The sequence below is a fragment of the Qipengyuania sp. NPDC077410 genome (assembly GCF_044543405.1).
Classification (GTDB): domain Bacteria; phylum Pseudomonadota; class Alphaproteobacteria; order Sphingomonadales; family Sphingomonadaceae; genus Qipengyuania; species Qipengyuania pacifica.
The window spans coordinates 232,628-252,588 of the sequence record NZ_JBITWB010000004.1; the positions used below are offsets into that span (position 1 = coordinate 232,628).

At 63.2% G+C, this 19,961-nt stretch carries 18 protein-coding genes and 2 tRNA genes; 7 read left to right on the forward strand and 13 right to left on the reverse strand.

Annotated elements, in window-relative coordinates:
* Positions 1-87 precede the first annotated feature (87 nt).
* Positions 88-1,029, forward strand: a complete 942-nt coding sequence (locus ACIGGE_RS16635) for a hypothetical protein (protein ID WP_397491165.1) — start codon at positions 88-90, stop codon at positions 1,027-1,029.
* 87 nt (positions 1,030-1,116) lie between these two features.
* Here the strand turns inward: ACIGGE_RS16635 and ACIGGE_RS16640 are convergent, their stop codons facing one another.
* Both ACIGGE_RS16640 and ACIGGE_RS16645 read right to left on the reverse strand, forming a co-directional pair.
* Complete coding sequence (locus ACIGGE_RS16640) at positions 1,117-1,776, reverse strand: TrkA family potassium uptake protein (protein WP_234003214.1); 660 nt, start codon at positions 1,774-1,776, stop codon at positions 1,117-1,119.
* Entirely contained in the window at positions 1,766-3,094 is a 1,329-nt protein-coding gene (locus tag ACIGGE_RS16645) for a TrkH family potassium uptake protein (protein ID WP_397491166.1), read from the reverse strand. The genes ACIGGE_RS16640 and ACIGGE_RS16645 overlap by 11 nt, the downstream gene beginning before the upstream one ends.
* Positions 3,095-3,215: 121 nt before the next feature.
* Between ACIGGE_RS16645 and ACIGGE_RS16650 the strand changes: the two genes are divergently transcribed.
* Positions 3,216-4,841 (forward strand): lysine--tRNA ligase, encoded by a 1,626-nt coding sequence (locus ACIGGE_RS16650; protein ID WP_397491167.1) that lies wholly within the window; start codon positions 3,216-3,218, stop codon positions 4,839-4,841.
* A 39-nt stretch (positions 4,842-4,880) separates the two neighbouring features.
* Here ACIGGE_RS16650 and ACIGGE_RS16655 read toward each other — a convergent pair whose 3' ends face one another.
* A complete protein-coding gene (locus ACIGGE_RS16655; protein ID WP_103024389.1) occupies positions 4,881-5,552 on the reverse strand; it encodes a 2OG-Fe(II) oxygenase in 672 nt (223 codons plus the stop codon).
* A gap of 98 nt (positions 5,553-5,650) precedes the next feature.
* On the opposite strand from ACIGGE_RS16655, the gene ACIGGE_RS16660 reads away from it, so the two are divergent.
* Positions 5,651-6,205: a cytochrome b gene (locus tag ACIGGE_RS16660; protein ID WP_103024390.1), complete on the forward strand. Its 555-nt coding sequence runs from the start codon at positions 5,651-5,653 to the stop codon at positions 6,203-6,205.
* 84 nt (positions 6,206-6,289) lie between these two features.
* Here the strand turns inward: ACIGGE_RS16660 and ACIGGE_RS16665 are convergent, their stop codons facing one another.
* The 3 genes from ACIGGE_RS16665 to ACIGGE_RS16675 form a co-directional block, all read right to left on the reverse strand.
* Positions 6,290-7,264, reverse strand: a complete 975-nt coding sequence (locus tag ACIGGE_RS16665; RefSeq protein WP_397491168.1) for an RcnB family protein — start codon at positions 7,262-7,264, stop codon at positions 6,290-6,292.
* 211 nt (positions 7,265-7,475) lie between these two features.
* On the reverse strand, positions 7,476-7,913 hold the full coding sequence (locus ACIGGE_RS16670; RefSeq protein ID WP_196845835.1) for a peptidylprolyl isomerase: 438 nt from the start codon (positions 7,911-7,913) through the stop codon (positions 7,476-7,478).
* 621 nt (positions 7,914-8,534) lie between these two features.
* Entirely contained in the window at positions 8,535-8,693 is a 159-nt protein-coding gene (locus tag ACIGGE_RS16675; protein ID WP_397491169.1) for a hypothetical protein, read from the reverse strand.
* Positions 8,694-8,928: 235 nt separating this feature from the next.
* On the opposite strand from ACIGGE_RS16675, the gene ACIGGE_RS16680 reads away from it, so the two are divergent.
* Positions 8,929-10,308: an NAD-dependent succinate-semialdehyde dehydrogenase gene (locus ACIGGE_RS16680; RefSeq protein ID WP_397491170.1), complete on the forward strand. Its 1,380-nt coding sequence runs from the start codon at positions 8,929-8,931 to the stop codon at positions 10,306-10,308.
* Positions 10,309-10,373: 65 nt separating this feature from the next.
* Here ACIGGE_RS16680 and ACIGGE_RS16685 read toward each other — a convergent pair whose 3' ends face one another.
* Both ACIGGE_RS16685 and ettA read right to left on the reverse strand, forming a co-directional pair.
* On the reverse strand, positions 10,374-11,078 hold the full coding sequence (locus tag ACIGGE_RS16685) for a hypothetical protein (RefSeq protein WP_301641409.1): 705 nt from the start codon (positions 11,076-11,078) through the stop codon (positions 10,374-10,376).
* 65 nt (positions 11,079-11,143) lie between these two features.
* The gene (gene ettA / locus ACIGGE_RS16690; protein ID WP_103025173.1) at positions 11,144-12,817 is read right to left on the reverse strand and encodes an energy-dependent translational throttle protein EttA; all 1,674 of its coding nucleotides are present in this window, start codon (positions 12,815-12,817) and stop codon (positions 11,144-11,146) included.
* Between the two features lie 147 nt (positions 12,818-12,964).
* On the opposite strand from ettA, the gene ACIGGE_RS16695 reads away from it, so the two are divergent.
* On the forward strand, positions 12,965-14,314 hold the full coding sequence (locus tag ACIGGE_RS16695) for a M20/M25/M40 family metallo-hydrolase (RefSeq protein WP_397491171.1): 1,350 nt from the start codon (positions 12,965-12,967) through the stop codon (positions 14,312-14,314).
* Positions 14,315-14,321: 7 nt separating this feature from the next.
* Here ACIGGE_RS16695 and ACIGGE_RS16700 read toward each other — a convergent pair whose 3' ends face one another.
* The 5 genes from ACIGGE_RS16700 to ACIGGE_RS16720 form a co-directional block, all read right to left on the reverse strand.
* Positions 14,322-15,668, reverse strand: a complete 1,347-nt coding sequence (locus ACIGGE_RS16700) for an MATE family efflux transporter (protein ID WP_397491172.1) — start codon at positions 15,666-15,668, stop codon at positions 14,322-14,324.
* A 51-nt stretch (positions 15,669-15,719) separates the two neighbouring features.
* Positions 15,720-15,796: transfer RNA gene (locus ACIGGE_RS16705), tRNA-Pro, on the reverse strand.
* A 26-nt stretch (positions 15,797-15,822) separates the two neighbouring features.
* Positions 15,823-15,899, reverse strand: a tRNA-Ile gene (locus ACIGGE_RS16710).
* A gap of 56 nt (positions 15,900-15,955) precedes the next feature.
* Positions 15,956-16,957: a polysaccharide deacetylase family protein gene (locus ACIGGE_RS16715; RefSeq protein ID WP_397491204.1), complete on the reverse strand. Its 1,002-nt coding sequence runs from the start codon at positions 16,955-16,957 to the stop codon at positions 15,956-15,958.
* Between the two features lie 12 nt (positions 16,958-16,969).
* On the reverse strand, positions 16,970-18,814 hold the full coding sequence (locus ACIGGE_RS16720) for a sensor histidine kinase (RefSeq protein ID WP_397491173.1): 1,845 nt from the start codon (positions 18,812-18,814) through the stop codon (positions 16,970-16,972).
* 228 nt (positions 18,815-19,042) lie between these two features.
* Between ACIGGE_RS16720 and ACIGGE_RS16725 the strand changes: the two genes are divergently transcribed.
* A complete protein-coding gene (locus tag ACIGGE_RS16725) occupies positions 19,043-19,504 on the forward strand; it encodes an Lrp/AsnC family transcriptional regulator (RefSeq protein ID WP_103025164.1) in 462 nt (153 codons plus the stop codon).
* Positions 19,501-19,935, forward strand: coding sequence for a GFA family protein (locus ACIGGE_RS16730; protein WP_397491174.1), 435 nt, complete (start codon positions 19,501-19,503; stop codon positions 19,933-19,935). The genes ACIGGE_RS16725 and ACIGGE_RS16730 overlap by 4 nt, the downstream gene beginning before the upstream one ends.
* The last annotated feature ends 26 nt before the right edge of the window (positions 19,936-19,961 follow it).

A 19,961-nucleotide genomic window follows, 5' to 3' on the forward strand; every position in this document is an offset into this window, starting at 1 on the left:
ACAGAAGGATAGAGTTTTCTGAACGGTCGTTCATCGGAACTGTGGCGAAAAGATGCCCGTTTTATAGTCATGAAGAAGACATGCCACTTGATCGCCAGCGCCCCCATTGCGATTGCCGCGATGGCCGCGCTCCACACCACAGCAGCAGGTGCCCAGGAAGCGCCGACCATCGTGCTCGACATACCCGAGGAAGCGCCTGCCGCATCGACTGCGCCGGTCGTGCCGTCGACCGCGCCGGTAGCGACGACATCGCCGGTACCCGCGCCGATCACCGTTCAGCTTCCCGAGCCCGAGCCGGTGGCAGAGCCGCCAGTCGTGAACGAGGCAGAACCGGTTGCGACAACGCAGACGACCCGTGCGGCTACTCGCGAAGCGCCAGCACCAGCTCCGGTCGCCGCCACACAGCAGGCCGAGCCTACGACAGCGCCGTTCGTGAATAGCGAGCCCGAGGCCGCCGGCCAGCAACCGCTCGCCGCCACGACCGCGCCGGAAAGCGCGACGCCCGCAGCCGAGCTTACGCCGGTACAGGACCCCGTGAGTGATGGGTCGGGCGCGGCGCTGCTGTTTGCTCTTCTGGCCGTCGGCGGTGTTGGCCTTGCCGCGTTCCTGCTGTTCCGTTCGCGTCGCCGTAAGCGGGACGAGGAAGTCCCCGTCATCGAGCAGCCGGTGGTCGCTGAGCCTCTGAGCCGGGACACTGAAATAGTGGGGACGACTTATAACAGCGAGCCTGCCCCGGCGATGCGTGCAGAGCCGATCACGCCCGTGACGAGCAACAAGGACGTGGCCGTCGAACTGCCGAGCGAAGCACCGCGCAATCCGGCGGAACGCGATCGCCTGCTGAAGCGCATGATCGATGCAAAGCCGGACCGCGCCAACCCCTTCGCCTCGCACAAGGCCCGCGCCAAAAGGGCCCGTCTGATCCTGCAGTCGCTGGGTACCCGCTTTACCGATCGCAAGCCGGGCATCGATCTCAGCCAGTACACCAATGTCTGGCCTGAGCTGCGCGGCTGGCGTCCTGCGACGGCCTAAAAACCCACCCGACCCTCAAAGGTGTCGCAGCGGAAGGGGCGTCCACTACCGAGTTGGGCGTCCCTTTTGCGTGCCAGTTGCCGAATTCTAGATTGCCGAGAACTTTTCGATATCGGCGATGCGGCCCGAGACGACGAGTTCGTCGTCTTCGAAGATGATCGTGTCGGGGACGGCGTGAATGAAATTCTCGCCTTCCCGCTTCACGCCCACGACCGTTACATCGAACTTCTTGCGGCACTGGCTGGTGATCAACGGCAGACCCACGATCGGTTCGGGAGCCTTGAGCCGCGCGATGGCGAATTCCTCGCCAAAAGAGATGAAGTCCAGCAGGCGTTCGTTCAGCAGGTGCGCGACGCGTTCGCCCATGCGCTGTTCGGGAAACACGACATGGGTCGCCCCCGTGCGTTCGAGAATGCGGGCGTGCTTGTCGTTGGTGGCTTTCGCCCAGATGTTGGTCAGACCCAGATCCGACAGCGCGAGGACAGCCAGTACGCTGGCTTCTATGTCCGTGCCGATGGCCACAACGGCCGCTTCGAAATCGGACACGCCGAGCTGTTCCAGCGTAGTCACTTCGGTGCAATCGGCTTCGACCACCTTGGTCAGATCGCCGGCGAATTCCTGCACCAGCCGCGGATCTGTATCGGCGCCGAGAACTTCATGGCCCATGCGTTCGAGCGTGCGGGCGATCGCCCCCCCGAACCGGCCGAGTCCGACGATCAGGACGGGTTTGCGTGTTTTAGCCGACAATGGGGTTCTCCTCGGGATAGCGGTAGGGCCGCTCGCGGCCGCCCAGGGCCAGTGCGGTCGCCACGGTAATGGTGCCCACCCGCCCGATGAACATGAGCGCGCACAGAGCGATCAGCGCGCTGGGCGGCAGATCGGCGGTAATACCCGTCGACAGGCCTACCGTGGAAAAGGCCGATATGCATTCGAACAGGATATCGTCCAGGGGAAGGGGGCTGATCGATGCGATATAGGTGGTCACGGCGAAGACGAGGGCGGCGGCCAGAACGGTGACCGAAAGGGCCTGACGTTCGACCGCCCGACCGAAGCGGCGCTGGAACAGACCCGCATCGCGGCGACCCAGCACTTCCGACAGGACGATGGCGAACAGGACGAGGAAGGTGGTGACCTTGATACCGCCCGCGGTACCGGCGCTGCCGCCGCCGACGAACATCAGGAAGTAATTCGCCATGATCGTTTCGTCGTGAAACGATCCGACGTCGAGGCTGTTGAAACCTGCCGTCCGGGGCATGACCGAATGGAATGCCGCGTTCAGCATTTTCGCGCCCGTTGTCATGGGCCCGAGCGTGTCCGGATTGTCCCATTCCATGGCAGCGGTCGCAACCAGGCCGAACAGCAGCAGGGCCACGGTGCCCGATACGGTGATCTTGGTATGAAGCGACCATTGCCGCCAGCGCAGCCTGTGCCGGCGGATGTCCTGCATCACCGGGAAACCGAGCGCGGTGAGAATGACCGAAAGCATGATCGGTCCCAGTATGACGGGGTCGGTCTGGTAGCTCATCACGCTGTCGGAAAAGCTGGAAAACCCGGCATTGTTGAAGGCGCTGACCGAATGGAACACCCCGTGCCATATGGCGGCAGGGATAGACATGCCGTGCGTGATGGCGAAGCGAGCCGCCAGCACCAAGGCGACGGCGGCTTCGACGTAGATGGTGATCTTGAAGACCAGCTTGAGCACGGATGCGGCGTCGCCCGTTTCGAGCCGGTTGCGTTCCACCTGTGTCGCCATGCGATCGCGCAGCCCGAAACCGCGCCCGACCATCAATCCGAACAGGGTCGCTGCTGTCATGATGCCGAAGCCGCCGATCTGGAACAGGATCATCACCACACTCTGGCCGAAAAGCGACCAATAGACAGGCGTGTCCTCCACGATCAGGCCGGTAACGGAAACTGCAGAGGTAGCGGTAAAGAAGGCCGTAAGCAGCGGCGCGCGTGTTCCGTCCGCGGTCGCAAGGGGCAGGCTGAGTATGGCGGTGCCAACGATGATGAACCCGAGAAAAAGCACCGGGATCAATCGAATCGGATCGCGAAAGCGAAGCATGGCGGCCGCCCTTGCTCCCACCTTTCCAACCAGTAAAGCCTAATTGCAGATCGCGGCACTGGTCGATCGCCTGCGCCTTCGCGCTTGCAACCGCGATGCGACTGGGCAAGAGGCAACAGCCATGAGCATGACCGATCTTATTACCGCCGCACGCGTTTCCAAGGCCTGGCCTTTTCAGGAGGCCCAGCGCCTGCTCAAACGCTATCCCGACGGTGCCAAGCCGGACGGTTCGCCGGTCCTGTTCGAAACCGGGTACGGACCCAGCGGTCTGCCGCATATCGGCACGTTCCAGGAAGTGCTGCGGACCACGCTGGTGCGCCGCGCCTTCGAAGCCATGATCGGCGCAAAGCCGGAAGACGGCAAGACGCGCCTCGTCGCCTTCAGCGACGACATGGACGGGCTGCGCAAGGTGCCGGACAATATCGCCAACAAGGACGTGCTGACAGCCAATCTGGGCAAGCCGCTGACACGTATTCCGGATCCGTTCGGCACGCATGAAAGCTTTGCGCATCACAACAATGCGATGCTGCGCGAATTCCTCGACCGGTTCGGTTTCGAATATGAGTTCATGTCCGCCAGCGACCGCTACAACTCCGGCGCTTTCGACGACGCCCTGCGGCAGGTGCTGCGCAAGAACGGCGCGATCCTCGACATCATGTTGCCGACATTGCGCGAAGAACGGCGCAAGACCTATTCGCCCGTCCTGCCCATCAGCCCGACCACGGGAGCGGTGTTGCAGGTGCCTGTGGAAGTGGTCGATGCCGAAGCCGGCACGATCCGCTTCACCGACGAGGATGGCAGCGTGGTCGAGCAGTCCGCGCTTGGCGGCATGTCGAAGCTGCAGTGGAAGGTCGACTGGGCGATGCGCTGGTATGCGCTGGGCGTCGATTACGAGATGTGCGGCAAGGACCTGACCGACAGCGTCACGCAGTCGGGCAAGATCGTGCAGGTCCTGGGCGGGAAGAAGCCCGAGGGGCTGATCTACGAACTCTTCCTCGACGAAAAGGGCGAGAAGATTTCCAAGTCCAAGGGCAACGGGCTGACGATCGAGGAATGGCTGACCTATGGCAGCGAAGAGAGCCTGGGTTTTTACATCTTCCCCAATCCCAAGAGCGCCAAGCAGCTCCATGTTGGCGTGATCCCGCGCGCGGTGGACGATTACTGGCAGTTCCGCGAACGCCTGTCCGAACAGGATCTGGACAAGCAACTGGGCAATCCGGTGTGGCACCTTGCGCGCGCCAATGGTGGCTTCGAAGGCAGCGAGGCACCGGGTGCGGGCGAAAGCCTGCCGGTGACCTATGGACTGCTGCTGAACCTTGCCAGCGTGCTGGGCGCCGAAGCGAGCGAGGCATCGCTGCGCGATTATCTGGAAAGCTATATCGGTGCAGGCCAGATCACGCCGGAACTGGAAGTGCTGATCAGCACTGCGGTTGCCTATACGCGCGATTACATCGTGCCCACGCTCGACAAGCGCGCGCCGACCACGAACGAAGCGGAGGCGCTCCGCACGCTCGACGCCTATCTGGCCCGTGCGAGCGAAGATACGAGCGCGGAAGATTTGCAGACGCAGGTCTATGAAATCGGCAAGCGCGAGGAATACGGGTTCGAGAGCCTGCGCGACTGGTTCAAGGCGCTGTACCAGACATTGCTGGGCAGCGAGCAGGGGCCGCGCATGGGCAGCTTCATCGCGCTTTACGGCGTGGCCAACACCCGCACACTGATTGCCGAGGCGCTGGCGAAGGCGTAGTCGCTCCGGCCTGGGGCCGGGCCTCGGCGGCCTGACGGTTCAGGTGTGCTTGCGCGTGCGGTACCATTTGGTCAGCACGTATTTCTGACCCTTGATGACCGGCGTACCGGCGTGAAGCGTATCTTCATTCGGCAGGCCTTCGGGTGTGGCGTTGTTCCACACCAGCAGCACGCCGGGCTTGGGTTCGATCGAGGCGCCCACCTCGACGAAGTGGGTGTGGCCGCCTTCTTCGACTTCGTTGAGGAAGGCCATGGCGGTCCAGCAACGCTGGCCGCCCCGCTTGCGTTCGATGTTCCAATATTCCTGATCGGTATAGAACCAGTCGTTATGCGGCTTGAATTCCTGACCCGGCAGATAGCGCTGGCCCTGGATATTCTCGCCCACCTTTCCCGGCAGGCCGAGCGCATCGTCGATGCGGCGCGAGATCGATTTGACGAAGGGATCGTGGGGATCGAAATTGCCTGAATAGGACGTGCGGAACTTGGCCACATAGGCCGTTTCGTGAAGCTGGCTGGGCCGGGCAACGGCATCGATCATGTGCATCAGGCGCTGGCATTCTTCCGGCGTGAAGAAATCGCCGATGGCGTAGATGTCGGCCTTGTCGGTCGGGACCCGGTAAGCCTGCGGATCGGCATCGAGACGTTTGCGAACTCTGGCGCCGACGCGCTTCAGAGCATCCTGATCGGGAACGGGGGCGGTCTTGGTAGTCATGCGGGACGTGTAGCAATCGCATCGTCTGCGACAAGACGTGACTTGCCAGTTTGCACGCGCCCGGTAGGTAGGGGTGAAACGTTCCGGGGGAATGGACCATGACCGACACGACTGCGCGCCGCTATTCTGCAGGGGCGATGATATTTCACTGGCTGATCGCCATACTCGTCATCGCCAACTGGCAGATCGTCGAACGTGCCCATGATTTCGAAGGCGCGATGCGTGGCACGGTCATGGGTTATCACAAGGCCGTGGGCATCACGATCCTGGTGCTGACCGTGGGACGGCTGCTGTGGCGTTCCACGCACAAGGTGCCGCCCCTGCCGTCCGATCTTGCCGGATGGGAAAAGACGCTGGCGCGCACCGTCCATGTCATCTTCTACGTCCTGCTCATCGCGCTGCCGCTGGGCGGCTGGCTGGCCAATTCGCTGACCGGGCGAAGCATCGATTTCTTCGGCCTGTTCACCATTCCGCAGCTTCCGGTGGGTGAGAACAGGGCGCTGGGCGGCACCATCTTCGACATGCACGCGCTGGGCGGATCGATCTTCATCTATCTGATCGCGCTGCATATCCTCGGCGCGCTGAAGCATACTTTCTTCGACAAGAACGGCGGGATTTTCCGCATGCTGCCCTTCGGCAAGGTCCCGGGCTGAGGCCCACGAAAAAGCCCCCGCCGATCACTCGACGGGGGCCTCATTGCCGACCGGACCACTCTCAAGCCGGCCGGCGGAAGGCGGTTACCAGAAGAAGTCGTAGATCACGTCGACCACTTCGCCGCTGTAGATATCGACCAGCATCACATCGTCGTAATAGCGGACCCAGCGATAGGGGCCGTAGACGGCGGGCAGGCGATAGCGCCACGGATCGTTGATCTGATACCGGCTGCCGAAGAACAGGCTGCCCAGCTGGAAGCCGATGCTCAGGCGGCGGTAGCGGTAATCGCGATAGGGCGAGTAGTAGCGGCCGAGGCGATAGACGTTCCGGTTGCTGTGCCGGTAGCGCTGCCAGTCGTAGCGGTTGTTGTTGCGCCAGCCACGCGAATCCCAGCGATTGTAATCGTGCCAGCGGCGGCCGTCGTAATAGCGTGACTGATGCTGGTCGCGGCGGGCTTCGCGGTAACCGTCCCGGTATCCATCGCGGCGGATGTTGCGATCTTCATACCGGTCGCGGCGACGTTCGGCCTGACGACCGTTGCGATAGGCATTGTCGCGAATGCGGCGGTCTTCGCGAACGTCCCGCCGACGTTCGTCACGGCGGCCGTCGCGATAGGCCTCGCGCCGCGCTTCCTGGCGGCGGTCGACACGGTTGCGGTCGGTGTAGGAACGGTTGCGATCGCCGGAGTAGCTGCGATTGCGCTGCTGCGCTTCCGCCCGGGCGGCCTGTTCGCGCGCCTGCTGGGAGCCACGATTGTCACGATTGAAATTGCGGTCGCCGCGGCTGATCGTGGCATCGCCGCGATTGCCCTGCCATGCTTCGCGGCGCTGTTCGCGACGTTCGCTGCGTTGCTGGCGAGCCTCGCCGCGCTGGCGGGCTTCACCGCGATTGCCGCGCTGCTGGCGCGCACCGCCGCCGCGATTACCACGGTCGCCGCGATCTGCGCGTTCCTGCCGGTCGCGGGATTGCGCCACGGCTTCGGCGGGGAGGGCGGTGATCGCCATCGCCGCCGCGAGAGCGCCGAGCGCGCTGCCCTTCATCAATTTGGTCAGTTTCATGGAGCGAATCCTTCGTCGGTACTGCCGCTCCACCACCTGCGGCTGTTGTCGATGTCGCAACATGTAACACAACGGGCTGACCCGTAAGTGAACCGACTTGACGACCTTACGTTCATCTTGAGGCCGCGTAACCTGAACCTTGCGTAAGAGATCAGGAGGTGGCCGGGCGGCGAAGCGCTCTCCTTGGAGCGCCGCCGCCCGGCCGGATCGATCAGGCAGCCTGCTTGATATCGCGCAGGGTAATGTCGAAGGTAAGATCTTCGCCTGCGAGCGGGTGGTTGCCATCGGCCTTGATCGTCTGATCGCCGACTTCGACGATGTAGAGCGTCATGGGCGAACCGTCCTGCGCCTGCGCCTGCATGGCCATGCCGGGCTGCGGAGCGGGTTCGGGCGGCAGGTTTTCACGCGGGATGTCGATCACCAGCGCATCCTGGCGCGGGCCGAAAGCATTGGCGCAATCGATCGACACGCTCTGTTCTTCGCCGACGGCCATGCCGGTCAGTGCTTCTTCGATCTGCGGAAAGATCTGGCCGCTGCCGATGGTGATGTCCTGCGGGCCGGCCTGCTGGGTGTTGCCGACTTCTTCGCCGTCGGTGCGCTTGAGTACGTAGTCGATGGTGACGGTGTCACCGCTGTTGGGAGTGGTCATGAATATCCTTCAAGATTTCGTGTTCGCAGCGCGAGGGTTGCACTGCTCGGGAAATGCACCCGCGGACCGGGCGCGTCGCGCGCGAGTCTGTCAAAAATTGGTGGGGGGAGTCAAACGAAGCGGACCCGAGCCCGGAATTTCCGCTTTGGGCAGACCATCACGCACGGTGAATGGCAGTGGTGAAAGAACGTGGGTGGTCGGACACACGAAGACATCCGGCGGCGAGCCCGGACTGTAATGCCTACAAAACAAGATCACGCGGCCGGGGCGAACCTTGCGCGAGACGCGCGGCGTAGCCCGGGAGCGGGATGGCGGTGGCCGGGTAGTATCGGCGCGGTTCGCGTGGCTGCCTGCCGGGCCTCGTGCGAAGGGGCGGTAAAGCCGTATCGCACGGATATTTCATGCACTACCGGAGCCTTGAGGCGGCAGGGCATGAACACGAACCTGAACCCCGATTATACTCGAGTGCGACATGGGCAATCGGTGCGACGGGGAGGGTTCGCCTTATGAAGCGTGGAGCCCCTGCCGCTGTCCGCGCGGGCGAAAGGGCCCCGCAACCGCTATCGTACTGCCTGCCGCATCCGGTGAAGGAGGAGAGGTGTCCTTGCGATCCGGATGAGGTCATCCGATCCCGAACTGGACGCCCGCGCCTTTCGCACCGGCCGCGTCGCCCTTCCGGACACCGCCGTCGCGGGCCATGGGGGCAAGGAAGGGGGTGCACCAGCTTTCGCGCCCTCCCGATCCGGCGGGTGCTATGCCGAAAAGGTATATAAAAGTCAAGTATTTAGCGCAGAAATAGGATTGTTCGAGAGGGGGTCCTACGGCTGGTGGCGGGGACGGCTGCGGTCATTGGCGAGACGGCGATGACGCGCCGGGCCACGCTGGATTCCCGCCTGCGCGGGAATGACGAGAGCGGGTGTGGGACGGTGGGCGAAGCTGTTCGACCGATTACTGATGGAACTTTCGGGGGCGCTCGTTCCTTGAGTCGGTAAACAGACACGAAAGAGAAACCCCCATGTCCACCATCACCACCGTCAATCCCGCAACCGGCGAAAACATCGAGAGCTTCGAGATGATTTCCGCCAAGGACGCCGCGGCCAAGGTCGAGGCCTGCCACGAGGCCTTTAGCGAATGGAAGCTGAAAAGCCTGGAGGACCGGGCTGCCGTAATCGGCGGCATCGGCAAGGCGCTGCGCGACAACAAGGAAGAACTTGCGCAGCTGATGACGCGCGAGGTCGGCAAGCTGATCGGCGACAGCCGTGACGAGATCGAGCTGTGCGCCGGCATCTGCGACTATACCGCCGCCACCGGGCCGAAGGAGCTCGCCGACGAAAAACGCGATCCCAGCAATGCGGCGCGCGGCATCGTCACCTATTCGCCGATCGGCGTGATCTACGGCATCCAGCCGTGGAATTTTCCCGCCTATCAGGTGATCCGCTATGCCATCGCCAGCCTGATGGCCGGGAACGGCGTGCTGCTGAAGCATTCCTCGCTCTGCACCGGCAGCGGACTGATGATCGAGAAGATATTCAGGGAAGGCGGCCTGCCCGAGAACCTGTTCACCGTGCTGGTGATCGATCACGACACGTCGGACGAAATCATCGCCCACGACAAGGTGCGCGGCGTAACGCTGACCGGATCGGACGGGGCGGGGCGCCACGTGGCGGAGAAGGCGGCCAAGGTCATCAAGAAGACCGTGCTGGAGCTGGGGTCGAACGATGCCTATCTGGTGCTGGAAGACGCCGATCTGGCGAAGGCAGCCGATGTGTGTGCGCAGGCGCGCCTCTACAACAACGGCCAGACCTGCATCAACGGCAAGCGCTTCATCGTTACCGACAAGGTCTATGACGCGTTTCTGGAAAAGTTCGTCGGGCGTTTCGAAGGGGTCAAGCTTGGCGATCCGACCGACAAGGATAGCGACATGGGACCGATGTCGTCGGCGGACTTGCGCGACGATCTGCAGAAGCAGGTGGACGAATCCGTATCCAAGGGCGCCAAGATTGCCTGCGGCGGCAAGATCCCCGACGGACCCGGCGCGTTCTATCCGGCGACCGTCCTCACCGATGTCGCACCGGGACAGCCGGCCTATGACGACGAATTGTTCGGCCCGGTCGCCAGCGTGATCCGCGCAAAGGACGACGAGGACGCGATGCGCCTCGCCAACGACAGCCGTTATGGCCTTGGCGGCGGCATATTGTGCGGCGATACCGACCGCGCGATCGAACTGGCGAGCAAGCATTTCGACACGGGCATGGTCTACATCAATACCTATGGTGTGGCGGACCCATCGATGCCCTTCGGCGGGGTGAAGAATTCGGGCTATGGCCGCGAACACGGCGGCTTCGGCGTCAAGGAATTCGTCAACGCGAAGGCGATCTTCATCGGCGCGGAGTAGCTAGCTCGTTCATGCTTACACGGATCGCAAGCCGACGTTGGCTTGCGATCCGCCTGTCTGCATACTTACTTTAGAATACGTGCCTGATCGCCGGGCATGTTCGTAAACGCACCGCCGTCTGCATCCGCCGTGAATTCTATCGCGACTTCTACTGTGCGGTCGCATATTTCAATCGGCCAGATCTCCGTCCATTTGCCCGAATAGCGGACGCCGTACACATCCATGCCAAGGTCTTCCCCTTCAGATGCGACGCGCGTGACGCCCAGCGACCCTTTGCTATCATCAACACTGCACGGCTCGCCGGCACGTTTAAGCGCCGCAGCGGCAGCGATGTTTGCGAGTGGCAGAGTGTCGCCGATCAGAGATTCCCAAGCGTAGGATCGGCCTCGGTTGACCCTAATCGTCTTGAACTCTCCTCCGGTGTTCTGAATCATCATGAACCGCACAGGCGCATCATCACAATCCGGGATCCGCGTAGTCACGAACCAGGCATTGCGTATCGTTCCGCGAACCAAGGCGGTAAATGCAAATCGATCGGCCGCAGCCGACCTTGCATCTTCGATCTGCAATCCGGTAGCGTTACAGCGGCCAGCGGTAGAATAGATATCTGCAATCGCATCGCTGATTTCGGCAGCGAGAACGTCGTTCGATGGCTGAGGGCTGGCTTCGTTCCAAGTATTTAGCCGCTCAAGGATCAACGGGTGTTGCGCGTTGGCAGCAAAGCTGTGCGATAGGAAAACAATCGGCAAAAGCGCGCGAACAATATTCAAGACCAAGTCCCCCCATGAGACGCATATGTTGATCTATTTTAGCGCGCTTTCACCGATACCGCCAGTTATCTGGTAAGCTTCTTGTAAGCCAACCTTGTCGGACGGTCCGCAGCGTCGCCCAGGCGGCGGCGCTTGTCTTCTTCGTAGGCTTCGAAATTGCCTTCGAACCATTCCACGTGGCTGTCGCCTTCGAAGGCAAGGATGTGGGTGGCCAGACGGTCTAGGAAGAAGCGGTCGTGCGAGATGACCACGGCGCAGCCGGCGAAGTTTTCGATCGCCTCTTCCAGCGCGCCCAGCGTTTCCACGTCGAGATCGTTGGTCGGTTCGTCCAGCAGCAGCACGTTGCCGCCTTCTTTCAGCATCTTGGCCATGTGCACGCGGTTGCGTTCACCGCCCGACAGCTTGCCGACGTTCTTCTGCTGGTCGGCGCCCTTGAAGTTGAACGCGCCGACATAGGCCCGCGTGCTGGTGTCGTGGCCGTTGACCTTCATGTAATCGAGCCCGTCGGAGATTTCCTCCCACACGTTCTTGCTCGCATCGAGATGGTCGCGGCTCTGGTCGACGAAGCCCAGATGGACGGTCGAGCCGATTTCCACGGTGCCGCTATCGGGTTCTTCCTTGCCGGTCAGGATCTTGAACAGCGTCGATTTGCCCGCGCCGTTCGGGCCGATCACGCCGACGATGCCGCCCGGGGGGAGCATGAAGGACAGGTCTTCGAACAGCAGCTTGTCGCCATAGGCCTTGGTGATGTTCTTGGCTTCGATAACCTTGCCGCCGAGACGTTCGGGTACCTGGATGACGATCTGGGCCTTGCCGGGCTTGCGATCCTTCTGGCCTTCCTGGAGTTCCTCGAACTTGCGGATACGCGCCTTGGACTTGGTCTGGCGGGCGCTGGGCGTCTGCCGGATCCATTCCAGTTCGCGCGAGAGGGCTTTCGACCGGCCGCTTTCCTCGCGGCTTTCCTGTTCGAGGCGCTTGGCCTTCTTTTCCAGATAGGTCGAGTAATTGCCTTCGTACGGATAGTAGCTGCCGCGGTCGAGCTCGAGGATCCATTCCACCACATTGTCGAGGAAGTAGCGATCGTGGGTGATCATCAGCACCGCACCCGCGTAATCCTTGAGGTGGTTTTCGAGCCACTGAACGCTTTCGGCGTCGAGGTGGTTGGTCGGTTCGTCCAGCAGCAGAATGGAAGGCTTCTGGATCAGCAGGCGGGTAAGCGCGACGCGGCGCTTTTCACCGCCCGACAGGTCGGTGACGGGCCAGTCGCCCGGCGGGCACCGCAGCGCTTCCATCGCGACTTCGAGCTGGTTGTCGAGCGTCCAGCCGTCGACCGCGTCGATCTTGTCCTGCAGTTCCGACATCTCGGTGCTGAGGGCGTCGAAATCGGCGTCTTCCTCGCCCATTTCCATGCCGATCGCATTGAAGCGTTCGACCATGTCGGCGATGCCGCGCGCGCCGTCCTTGACGTTTTCGAGGACGGTCTTGCTCTCGTCGAGCTCGGGTTCCTGCTCGAGATAGCCGACGGTGATGTTCTCGCCCGGCCATGCCTCGCCGGTGAAATCGGTGTCGATGCCGGCCATGATCTTGATCAGCGTCGACTTACCTGCGCCGTTGGGGCCCACGATGCCGATCTTGGCGCCCTGGTAGAACTGCAGGTTGATATTGCTGAGCACCGGCTTCTGGGCACCGGGGAAGGTCTTGGTCATGTCCTTCATCACGAAGGCGTATTGCGCGGCCATCTGGCGAATCCTTTTGGCGAGATCTGGAGTGGGGCGGGGCACCGCCCGCGTGACATGGGGCCGCAGATAGGGATGCAGGCGCAAAGGAGCAAGCGGAACGCGCAAAGCGGTGGACAGCGCGGGCCAGGCGACATAGCAGATGCGGCCATGCACAAACCCATCCTCGCGCTTGCCGCGCTTTCGCTCACCGCTCCCGCCCATGCCGACACCGCCGACGACGCGCTGAAAAGCGATACGATCGCGTGGGATTTCGTCGAGGGAATCACGACGGAAGTGGGTCCGCGTATGGCCGGTACCGAAGCCGAAGCGCGCGGGCGCGCCTGGGCGGCGGAATGGCTGAGCGCCAACGGCTTCGCCAATGTCGTCGAAGAACCTTATGATATGCCGACCTGGGTGCGCGGGGAAGAACGCGCCGAGATCACGGGTCCGTTCCCGCAGCCGATGCAGATCACCGCACTGGGAACCAGCGCATCGACTGGACCGAAAGGCATCGAGGCGGAAGTGGTCTATTTCCCGAGCTATGCCGATCTGGAAGCGGCGGCACCGGGCAGCCTGAAGGGCAAGATCGCCTTCATCAGCCACGACATGCGCCCGACGCAGGACGGTTCGGGTTACGGCTTTGCCGGCCCGGCGCGCTGGACTGGCGCGGGGCTGGCCGCCAGCAAGGGCGCCGTGGCCACGGTCATCCGCTCGATCGGCACCGAAAACCACCGCACACCGCATACCGGCGGCACGAGCTTTCCCAAGGGCGTGAAGGCGACGCCCGCCGGCGCGCTATCGAACCCCGATGCGGACAATCTGGAGCGCATTTTCGCACGCGCCGATGGCCAGCCGGTCACCATGCGGTTGACCATGACCCCGCGCGATGTCGGCACCACCAAGAGCGGCAATGTGACGGGCGAGATCGTAGGGCGCGATCCTTCGCTGCCGCCGCTGCTGCTGGCCTGCCATCTCGATAGCTGGGATCTTGGCACGGGCGCGATCGACGACGGTGCAGGCTGCGGTATCGCCGCGGCCGCCGCCAAGCATGTCGCCGCCGCCGGCCAGCCGCTGCGCACGATCCGCGTGCTGTTTGCAGGGGCGGAAGAAACCGGCCTGTGGGGCAGCAAGGCCTATGCCGCGGCCCACGCGGACGAGCCCTTCATGGTGGGATATGAAAGCGATTTCGGTGCCGACCGCATCTGGCGCATCGACAGCAATTTCACCAAGAGCGATCCCGAACTCTACAAGGCTCTGGCGCAGGCCGTGGCGCGTTTCGGCGTTGCACCCTCTGCCGCTGTGGCGACGGGCGGGGCCGACATCAACGTTATCCGCGAGCAAGGCGCCGCGATCATCGATCTGCAGCAGGACGGCACGCGCTATTTCGACCTGCACCACACGCCCGACGATACGCTGGACAAGATCGACCCCGAACAGCTGCGCCAGAACGTGGCTGTGTGGACGGCGGTGACCAATGTGCTCGCCAACCACAACCGGCCGATCGTAGTCGGGGAGTGACGCCTGCCTAGGGCCGGGCAGCGCGGAAATGCCGGGCGATCAGCCTGCGCATTGCCACCAGTTGCAGCCCGGCCCGAAGGACCAGGAAGGTGGTGAAGCTGAGCCACAGCCCGTCATTGCCGAGCGGCCAGGTCAGCGATAGCAGGACGGCATAGCCCGCGACTGCGCCGACCATCGTCAGCAGCAGGGCGCGCGTCCAGCTTGCCCCCACAAAGACGCCATCGAGCACGAAGCCCGCGAACCCTGCCAGAGGGATCGCAACGAGCCACGGCCATAGCTGGCGCGCCTCGCTCGCAACGGCAGGCGTAGCGGCGAAGCTGTCGGTAATCGTGCCGCCGATGGCGGCGAAGACAAGGGCCAGCAGGGTGGCAACACCTAGGCAGCGCCACAGGATCAACCGGATATAGGCCGTGAAGCCGACGCGGTCTTCATCGCCGGCTCGTTCGCCGTTGATGACCTGCGCGGCGTTTTCGAACCCGTCGAGCAGCAGCGCCGAAAGCACGAAGAGCTGGTAGATGATGCCGTTCGCCGCCAGGACGACGGGCCCGCGTTCCGCGCCCAGCCGGGTGAGGGCAGTGATGGCGACCATCAGCACCACCGTGCGCAGGAACAGGTCGCGATTGACGGCGAGGAAGGGCTTGAGAGCGGCGAGCGAAATGCTTGTTCCCGACCGTAGCGCCTCGCCGATCTCGCCCCCGGCAATGCGCCAGATGACCAGCGATGCGATCGCCAGCTTGGCAAATTCGGCCGTGAAGCTGGACCAGCCGATCCCGGCGATGCCCCAGTCCAGACCAAGCGCCAGCCACAGGCCGAGCGCGACGTTGAGCAGATTGTAGAAAACCTCGATCGCCAGCACTTCGCGCATCCGGCGACGACCGACGAGAAAGCCGACCAGCGCGAAATTGGCCATGACGGCTGGTGCGCTCCAGTACCGGATGTCGGCATAGACCACGGCGGCCGTGCGCACGCGGGCTTCGGCCCCGAGGGCATCGAGCAGCAGCGGCATGAGCACCGGTTTGGCCAATAGCAGCAGGGCGGCAATGGCGCCGCCGACGACCAGACCCTTTATCAGAACCGCCGCCTGCGCCTGCGCGCCGGAGCGTGTGCCCGCCTGCGCAACAAGGCCCGTGGTGCCGGTCTTCAGGAAATTCATCACGGTGAACAGGGCGGCGAACAGCTTGGCCCCGATATCGACCGCGCCTTGCGTCGGTGCATCGCCAAGCTGGCCGACGATCCACATGTCGCCCACGCCGATCAGTGCCGTGGCGACATTGGTCACCATGGCGGGCAGCGCGATGGCCCAGATCAGACGGGTGTCGAAAGTGGGGGAGGGTGCGGCTGTCTGGCTAGTCAAACGGCGCACCTCCCGTGCTTCGCTTGCGACATGTCTGCCCTGCTGGAAATCTGGTCGGGGAGACTGGATTCGAACCAGCGACCCCTTGTACCCAAAACAAGTGCGCTACCAGGCTGCGCCACTCCCCGACCGATTTCCCGCATAGCGCCGAGCTTGGTGGGCCCGGCAGGACTCGAACCCGCGACCTAGCCGTTATGAGCGGCCAGCTCTAACCAACTGAGCTACAGGCCCCCAGCCACGCCGTGCGGAAAAGCGCGCCTAGCCGCGGTGCGTGGACGTTGCAAGCTCTAGCGAACAGCAGAGGCGATGATTTCTTCAACCGTCGTCGGGCGGACGTCGCGCGCACGCAGATAGGAATAGACGCCGCGCAGCCAGTCATACAGCCGATCCAGATCGTCTTCATCATGGACGTAGGGCGTATGCCCCGGCGCGAGCGAGGGGCTATGAAAACTCAGGACCAGCAGCGGCAGATCATCGTCGACGGCGATATCGACGGCGCGCAGCGCTTCCTCGAGCGTGATGTCTTCGGGTGTCAGGCCGATTCGTTCCAGCATCCCGGTCTTGGCGAGTATGCTGCCGAGCAAGGGGTAGCGATGTGCGAGCGGGTACAACTGCTGCCCCTGCTGACGCAGCATGCCCCAGAAGGACGTGGTCAGCGGAAGTTCGAGCAGGGTTTTCCCTGCATCGGCCCAATAGGGTGCAACCGGATGGCGGCTGTAATCGGGGCCCCCTTCATCCGTGTAATCGAACCGGGCGCGCACCGAACTGTCGATGGCGATACCGCCTTCACCGAGAAGTCCCGCCGTATGCGGGCCAAGGCCATAGCGGCCTGCACGGTAGATCAGCGGGACCGCGCCGAAGTTTTCCTCCACCAGATCGCGCAGGCGATGAAATTTCTCGGCTTCGAGTTCGGGAGGAAGATTGCCGGCGAAGCTGTTGCGGCGGTTTACCTCTTCGTGGTGGGGCGGGTTGACCCAGGGGTGTAACTGGACGCCGATTTCCGCCTGTCCGCGGCGTATGGCATCGCCGATGATCTCCTGCGCACGGGCATCCTGGGCCACGGGCCAGTCGACGAGATAGACGGGAGAGACACCGATCCCTTCGCAGAATTGCTGAAAACCGGACAATGCCGCGATATGGTCGAGACCATAGCCATCTGCGCGAAAGGGCGCTTCCCAGTCGAATTCCTCTTCCGTGTCGATCGTCAGCAGCGAACGCTGTCCGAACCCATCGGCAAAGCGCGCAGTCTGCGATGAGGCCGGCGGAGTCAGGAGGTCGACTTGGCTGATGGCGTAGGTTTCCTAACCGGCCGCGCGATCGGGCGCACCGGCAGGGCTAGGCAGGGCATCGCTGACGGTCAAGAGAGGGAGGGTAAGGACGAGCGAATCGCCTGCGCGTGCCAGTTCGCCGCCTGCGGCGCGCGCTTCTGCCCGGGCAAGGCGGAGAGAGAAGCCGGCCCCGAAGATACCGGAGCTGAGCGTGCCGCCACCGGCCCTGACTTCCGACGCGAAGATGTTGTCGGCCTGCACCAGCTTGGACGGAAGCTGCGCGCGCAGGGCAACCTGTTCGCCATCGAGATCCAGCGACAGGGCGACGTTTTCGCCAGCGCCTGTGGCGCCCGCCAGTGTTGCGAGTACCCGCCAGCCGAGCATTTCCGCTTCGTTCTGGGCCAGGGCGAGCCGGGCGGGCATGTCGGTCAACCTGGCATCGAAGCGCGCCACACGAGGGCCGAGTACTGTCTGGAGCTGGCCAATCTGCGCGCGTGCGATCGCGGCGAAATCGCTTTCGCCCGATTCAAGATCAAGCGCGCCGGTTTCCAGCCGCGCCAGCCGGTCAAGTTCGTCGAAACCAGCAAGAATGCGCGCGCTGTCACCGGCAATGGATGCGGCAAGCGCGCGATATTCGTGCGGGGTAGGGCCGAAGACCTGCTGCTGGATCACTTCCGCATAGCCCTGCATCGCATTTACCGGGGTGCGCAGTTCGTGGAGCAGCTGGCGCAGGCGATCCGCGCTGCGCTGGGCCCGGTCGTCGACCGGTGCGACCGCGCGGCGGAAGCGGCCAACATAGCCGTAGAAGCGCCCGTCGCCGCGGGTGAAGCGGGGGGCGGCATCGACAATCCAGTCGCCTTCGATAGCGTCGGCGCCGCGAAGCGCGATGGCAAGTTCGTGAACCGGCTGGCGGTTGGCGAACGCCGCAGCGAAGTCGTCCGAAGCCGCGTCTCCGTCGCGGCGCTGCGACAGATCGAGCCCGACGACCATGGGGGCAATTTCCGGTTCGGCCCAGTCGATCCTGCCTTCGGAATTCGTCCCGAAGCTGAAAGCGTCGAGCTGTCTGCGCGGCTGCGTATCTTCCAGACCGGCAAGCGGGAGGGTGGGGGCATCGCCGTCCCGCGGTTGCGGGCTGCGCGCCTTGCGGAAGGTCTCGATCCGCTCCACCAGAGCGCGGATGCCGTCCGATCTGCCCGAAGGTTCGGCAGCAGCACGGGGGGCAGAAGGCGCGGCGACAGGCTCGGGCCGGGCTGATGGTTCTGCCGGTGTGGGAATGGGCGTGGGCTGTTCCGGCTCGGCTATCGGCGGATCCGGTTCGACGTCGCTTGCAGGTGTGGCCTCTTCCTGGCTTTGCGGAAGCACGAGGGGTTCGACATCGTCGAAACCAACCGCTTCTGCCGGGATATCCCCGGCAGGTTGAACAGGCTGCGCGGCAATGGGCTGAGGCAGGGCGCGGTCGGATACGCCCAGCCGGTCGAGCACGCGCACAGCACCATCGGGCAGATCCCGGCGATGGCGCAGGAAGCCGCGCGCCCTGATCGGAAGGCGTGGGATCAGTTCGGCCCATTCCTCTCCGGTTAGCTGCGCGCGGTACAGTGCCGCCCCGGCAATCGAGGGGTGTGCTTCGCCAAACCAGCGCACCAGTTCAGGATTGCGGAAGCGCCAGCCGTTTTCACCGACAATGGCTGCGCGTTCGGGAGTGGGGATCATTTCCGCCAGCGCGATCAGGCGCAGATAGGCGGCCGCTTTCAGAGCAGGGTCGCCCGCCTGCGGCCGTTCGCCAAGCAGGTCGAGCAACTGGCGGAACTGTGTCTTTGCCGCGCGCGCACTGGCGGCGCGGTGGCGCAGCACAGTAGCAAGGCGGTCGTCAAAATGCATCGATACTCCGGTGACAGGCAATAGTTTGCGATACGTAAACCATCGCTCCGTGCAGGTTCTAACCGTGCAAAACTTACGCTGAACGGAAAGTTGCCTGCGCGTTGCAAAGCGAGACAATTGCTGGCAAAGATAATAATGTTAGCCAAGACGGCTGCATCGCGTTGTCAACATTTCGTGGAAGTTTCGCGATGCCCCGCCGGTGGCGCTAGGGTAGCAGGAACGTATTATATGGCCAATCTCGACGAAATCGACCGGCGATTGCTCGGTGAACTCCAGAATGAAGGGAGAATCACCAATGTAGAACTCGCCCATCGCGTCGGACTGACCGCGCCGCCCTGCCTACGCCGTGTGCGCGCTCTCGAAGAGGACGGGGTAATCCGGGGCTATCACGCCGAACTCGACCCGTCGAAGCTGGGTTTTTCCATCACGGTTTTCGCCATGGTGAGCCTGAAGAGCCAGGCGGAAGATTCGCTGCGTGAATTCGAAATGGCGATGCGTGACCTGCCCGAAGTGCGCGAAGTGCACATGCTCAACGGCGAAATCGATTTCATCATCAAGATCGTCAGCCGCGATTTGCAGAGCTTCCAGGAATTCCTGACCAGCAAGCTGACGCCTGCGCCCAATGTGGAAAGCGTGAAAACCTCGCTCACCATTCGGACCAGCAAGCACGAGCCTGGCGTCCCGCTGTGACCGGCACTGCGTCGATCGAAGGCCACTGCCTGTGCGGCGCGGTGACGATCACGATAGACAATCCGGTGCAGCAGGTCGAAGTTTGCCAGTGCGGCATGTGCCGCCGATGGGGCGGCGCATTCTACAGCGCGCAAAGCGGAGACAACCCGCAGGTAACAGGCGCAGACGAGATTACCGAGTTTCGTTCCAGCGAATGGGCAGAGCGGGCGTTCTGTTCGAAATGCGGCAGCAATCTATGGTTTCGCTTCCTGCCGACCGGTAATCGCAGCTTTTCCGCCGGGCTATTCGATGCCGCAGCCACCCACGGGATCGAGAAGGAGATATTCGTGGACGAACGCGCAGATTGGTGCAGGATCGAAGGCGACCATCCGCGCCGGACGGGCGATGAGGTGATTGCCGAAGCGAGGGCGGCTGGGTTCAGCTTCGATTAGCGGGGATGGGTTTTTTTAGCTCAGCA

Coding starts and splice junctions, on each gene's coding strand:
- ACIGGE_RS16645 (WP_397491166.1), bottom strand. CDS start 3,094: ATGCTTCGCTTTCGCGATCCGATTCGATTGATCCCGGTGCTTTTTCTC.
- ACIGGE_RS16650 (WP_397491167.1), top strand. CDS start 3,216: ATGAGCATGACCGATCTTATTACCGCCGCACGCGTTTCCAAGGCCTGG.
- ACIGGE_RS16655 (WP_103024389.1), bottom strand. CDS start 5,552: ATGACTACCAAGACCGCCCCCGTTCCCGATCAGGATGCTCTGAAGCGC.
- ACIGGE_RS16660 (WP_103024390.1), top strand. CDS start 5,651: ATGACCGACACGACTGCGCGCCGCTATTCTGCAGGGGCGATGATATTT.
- ACIGGE_RS16665 (WP_397491168.1), bottom strand. CDS start 7,264: ATGAAACTGACCAAATTGATGAAGGGCAGCGCGCTCGGCGCTCTCGCG.
- ACIGGE_RS16670 (WP_196845835.1), bottom strand. CDS start 7,913: ATGACCACTCCCAACAGCGGTGACACCGTCACCATCGACTACGTACTC.
- ACIGGE_RS16680 (WP_397491170.1), top strand. CDS start 8,929: ATGTCCACCATCACCACCGTCAATCCCGCAACCGGCGAAAACATCGAG.
- ettA (WP_103025173.1), bottom strand. CDS start 12,817: ATGGCCGCGCAATACGCCTTCGTGATGAAGGACATGACCAAGACCTTC.
- ACIGGE_RS16695 (WP_397491171.1), top strand. CDS start 12,965: ATGCACAAACCCATCCTCGCGCTTGCCGCGCTTTCGCTCACCGCTCCC.
- ACIGGE_RS16720 (WP_397491173.1), bottom strand. CDS start 18,814: ATGCATTTTGACGACCGCCTTGCTACTGTGCTGCGCCACCGCGCCGCC.
- ACIGGE_RS16725 (WP_103025164.1), top strand. CDS start 19,043: ATGGCCAATCTCGACGAAATCGACCGGCGATTGCTCGGTGAACTCCAG.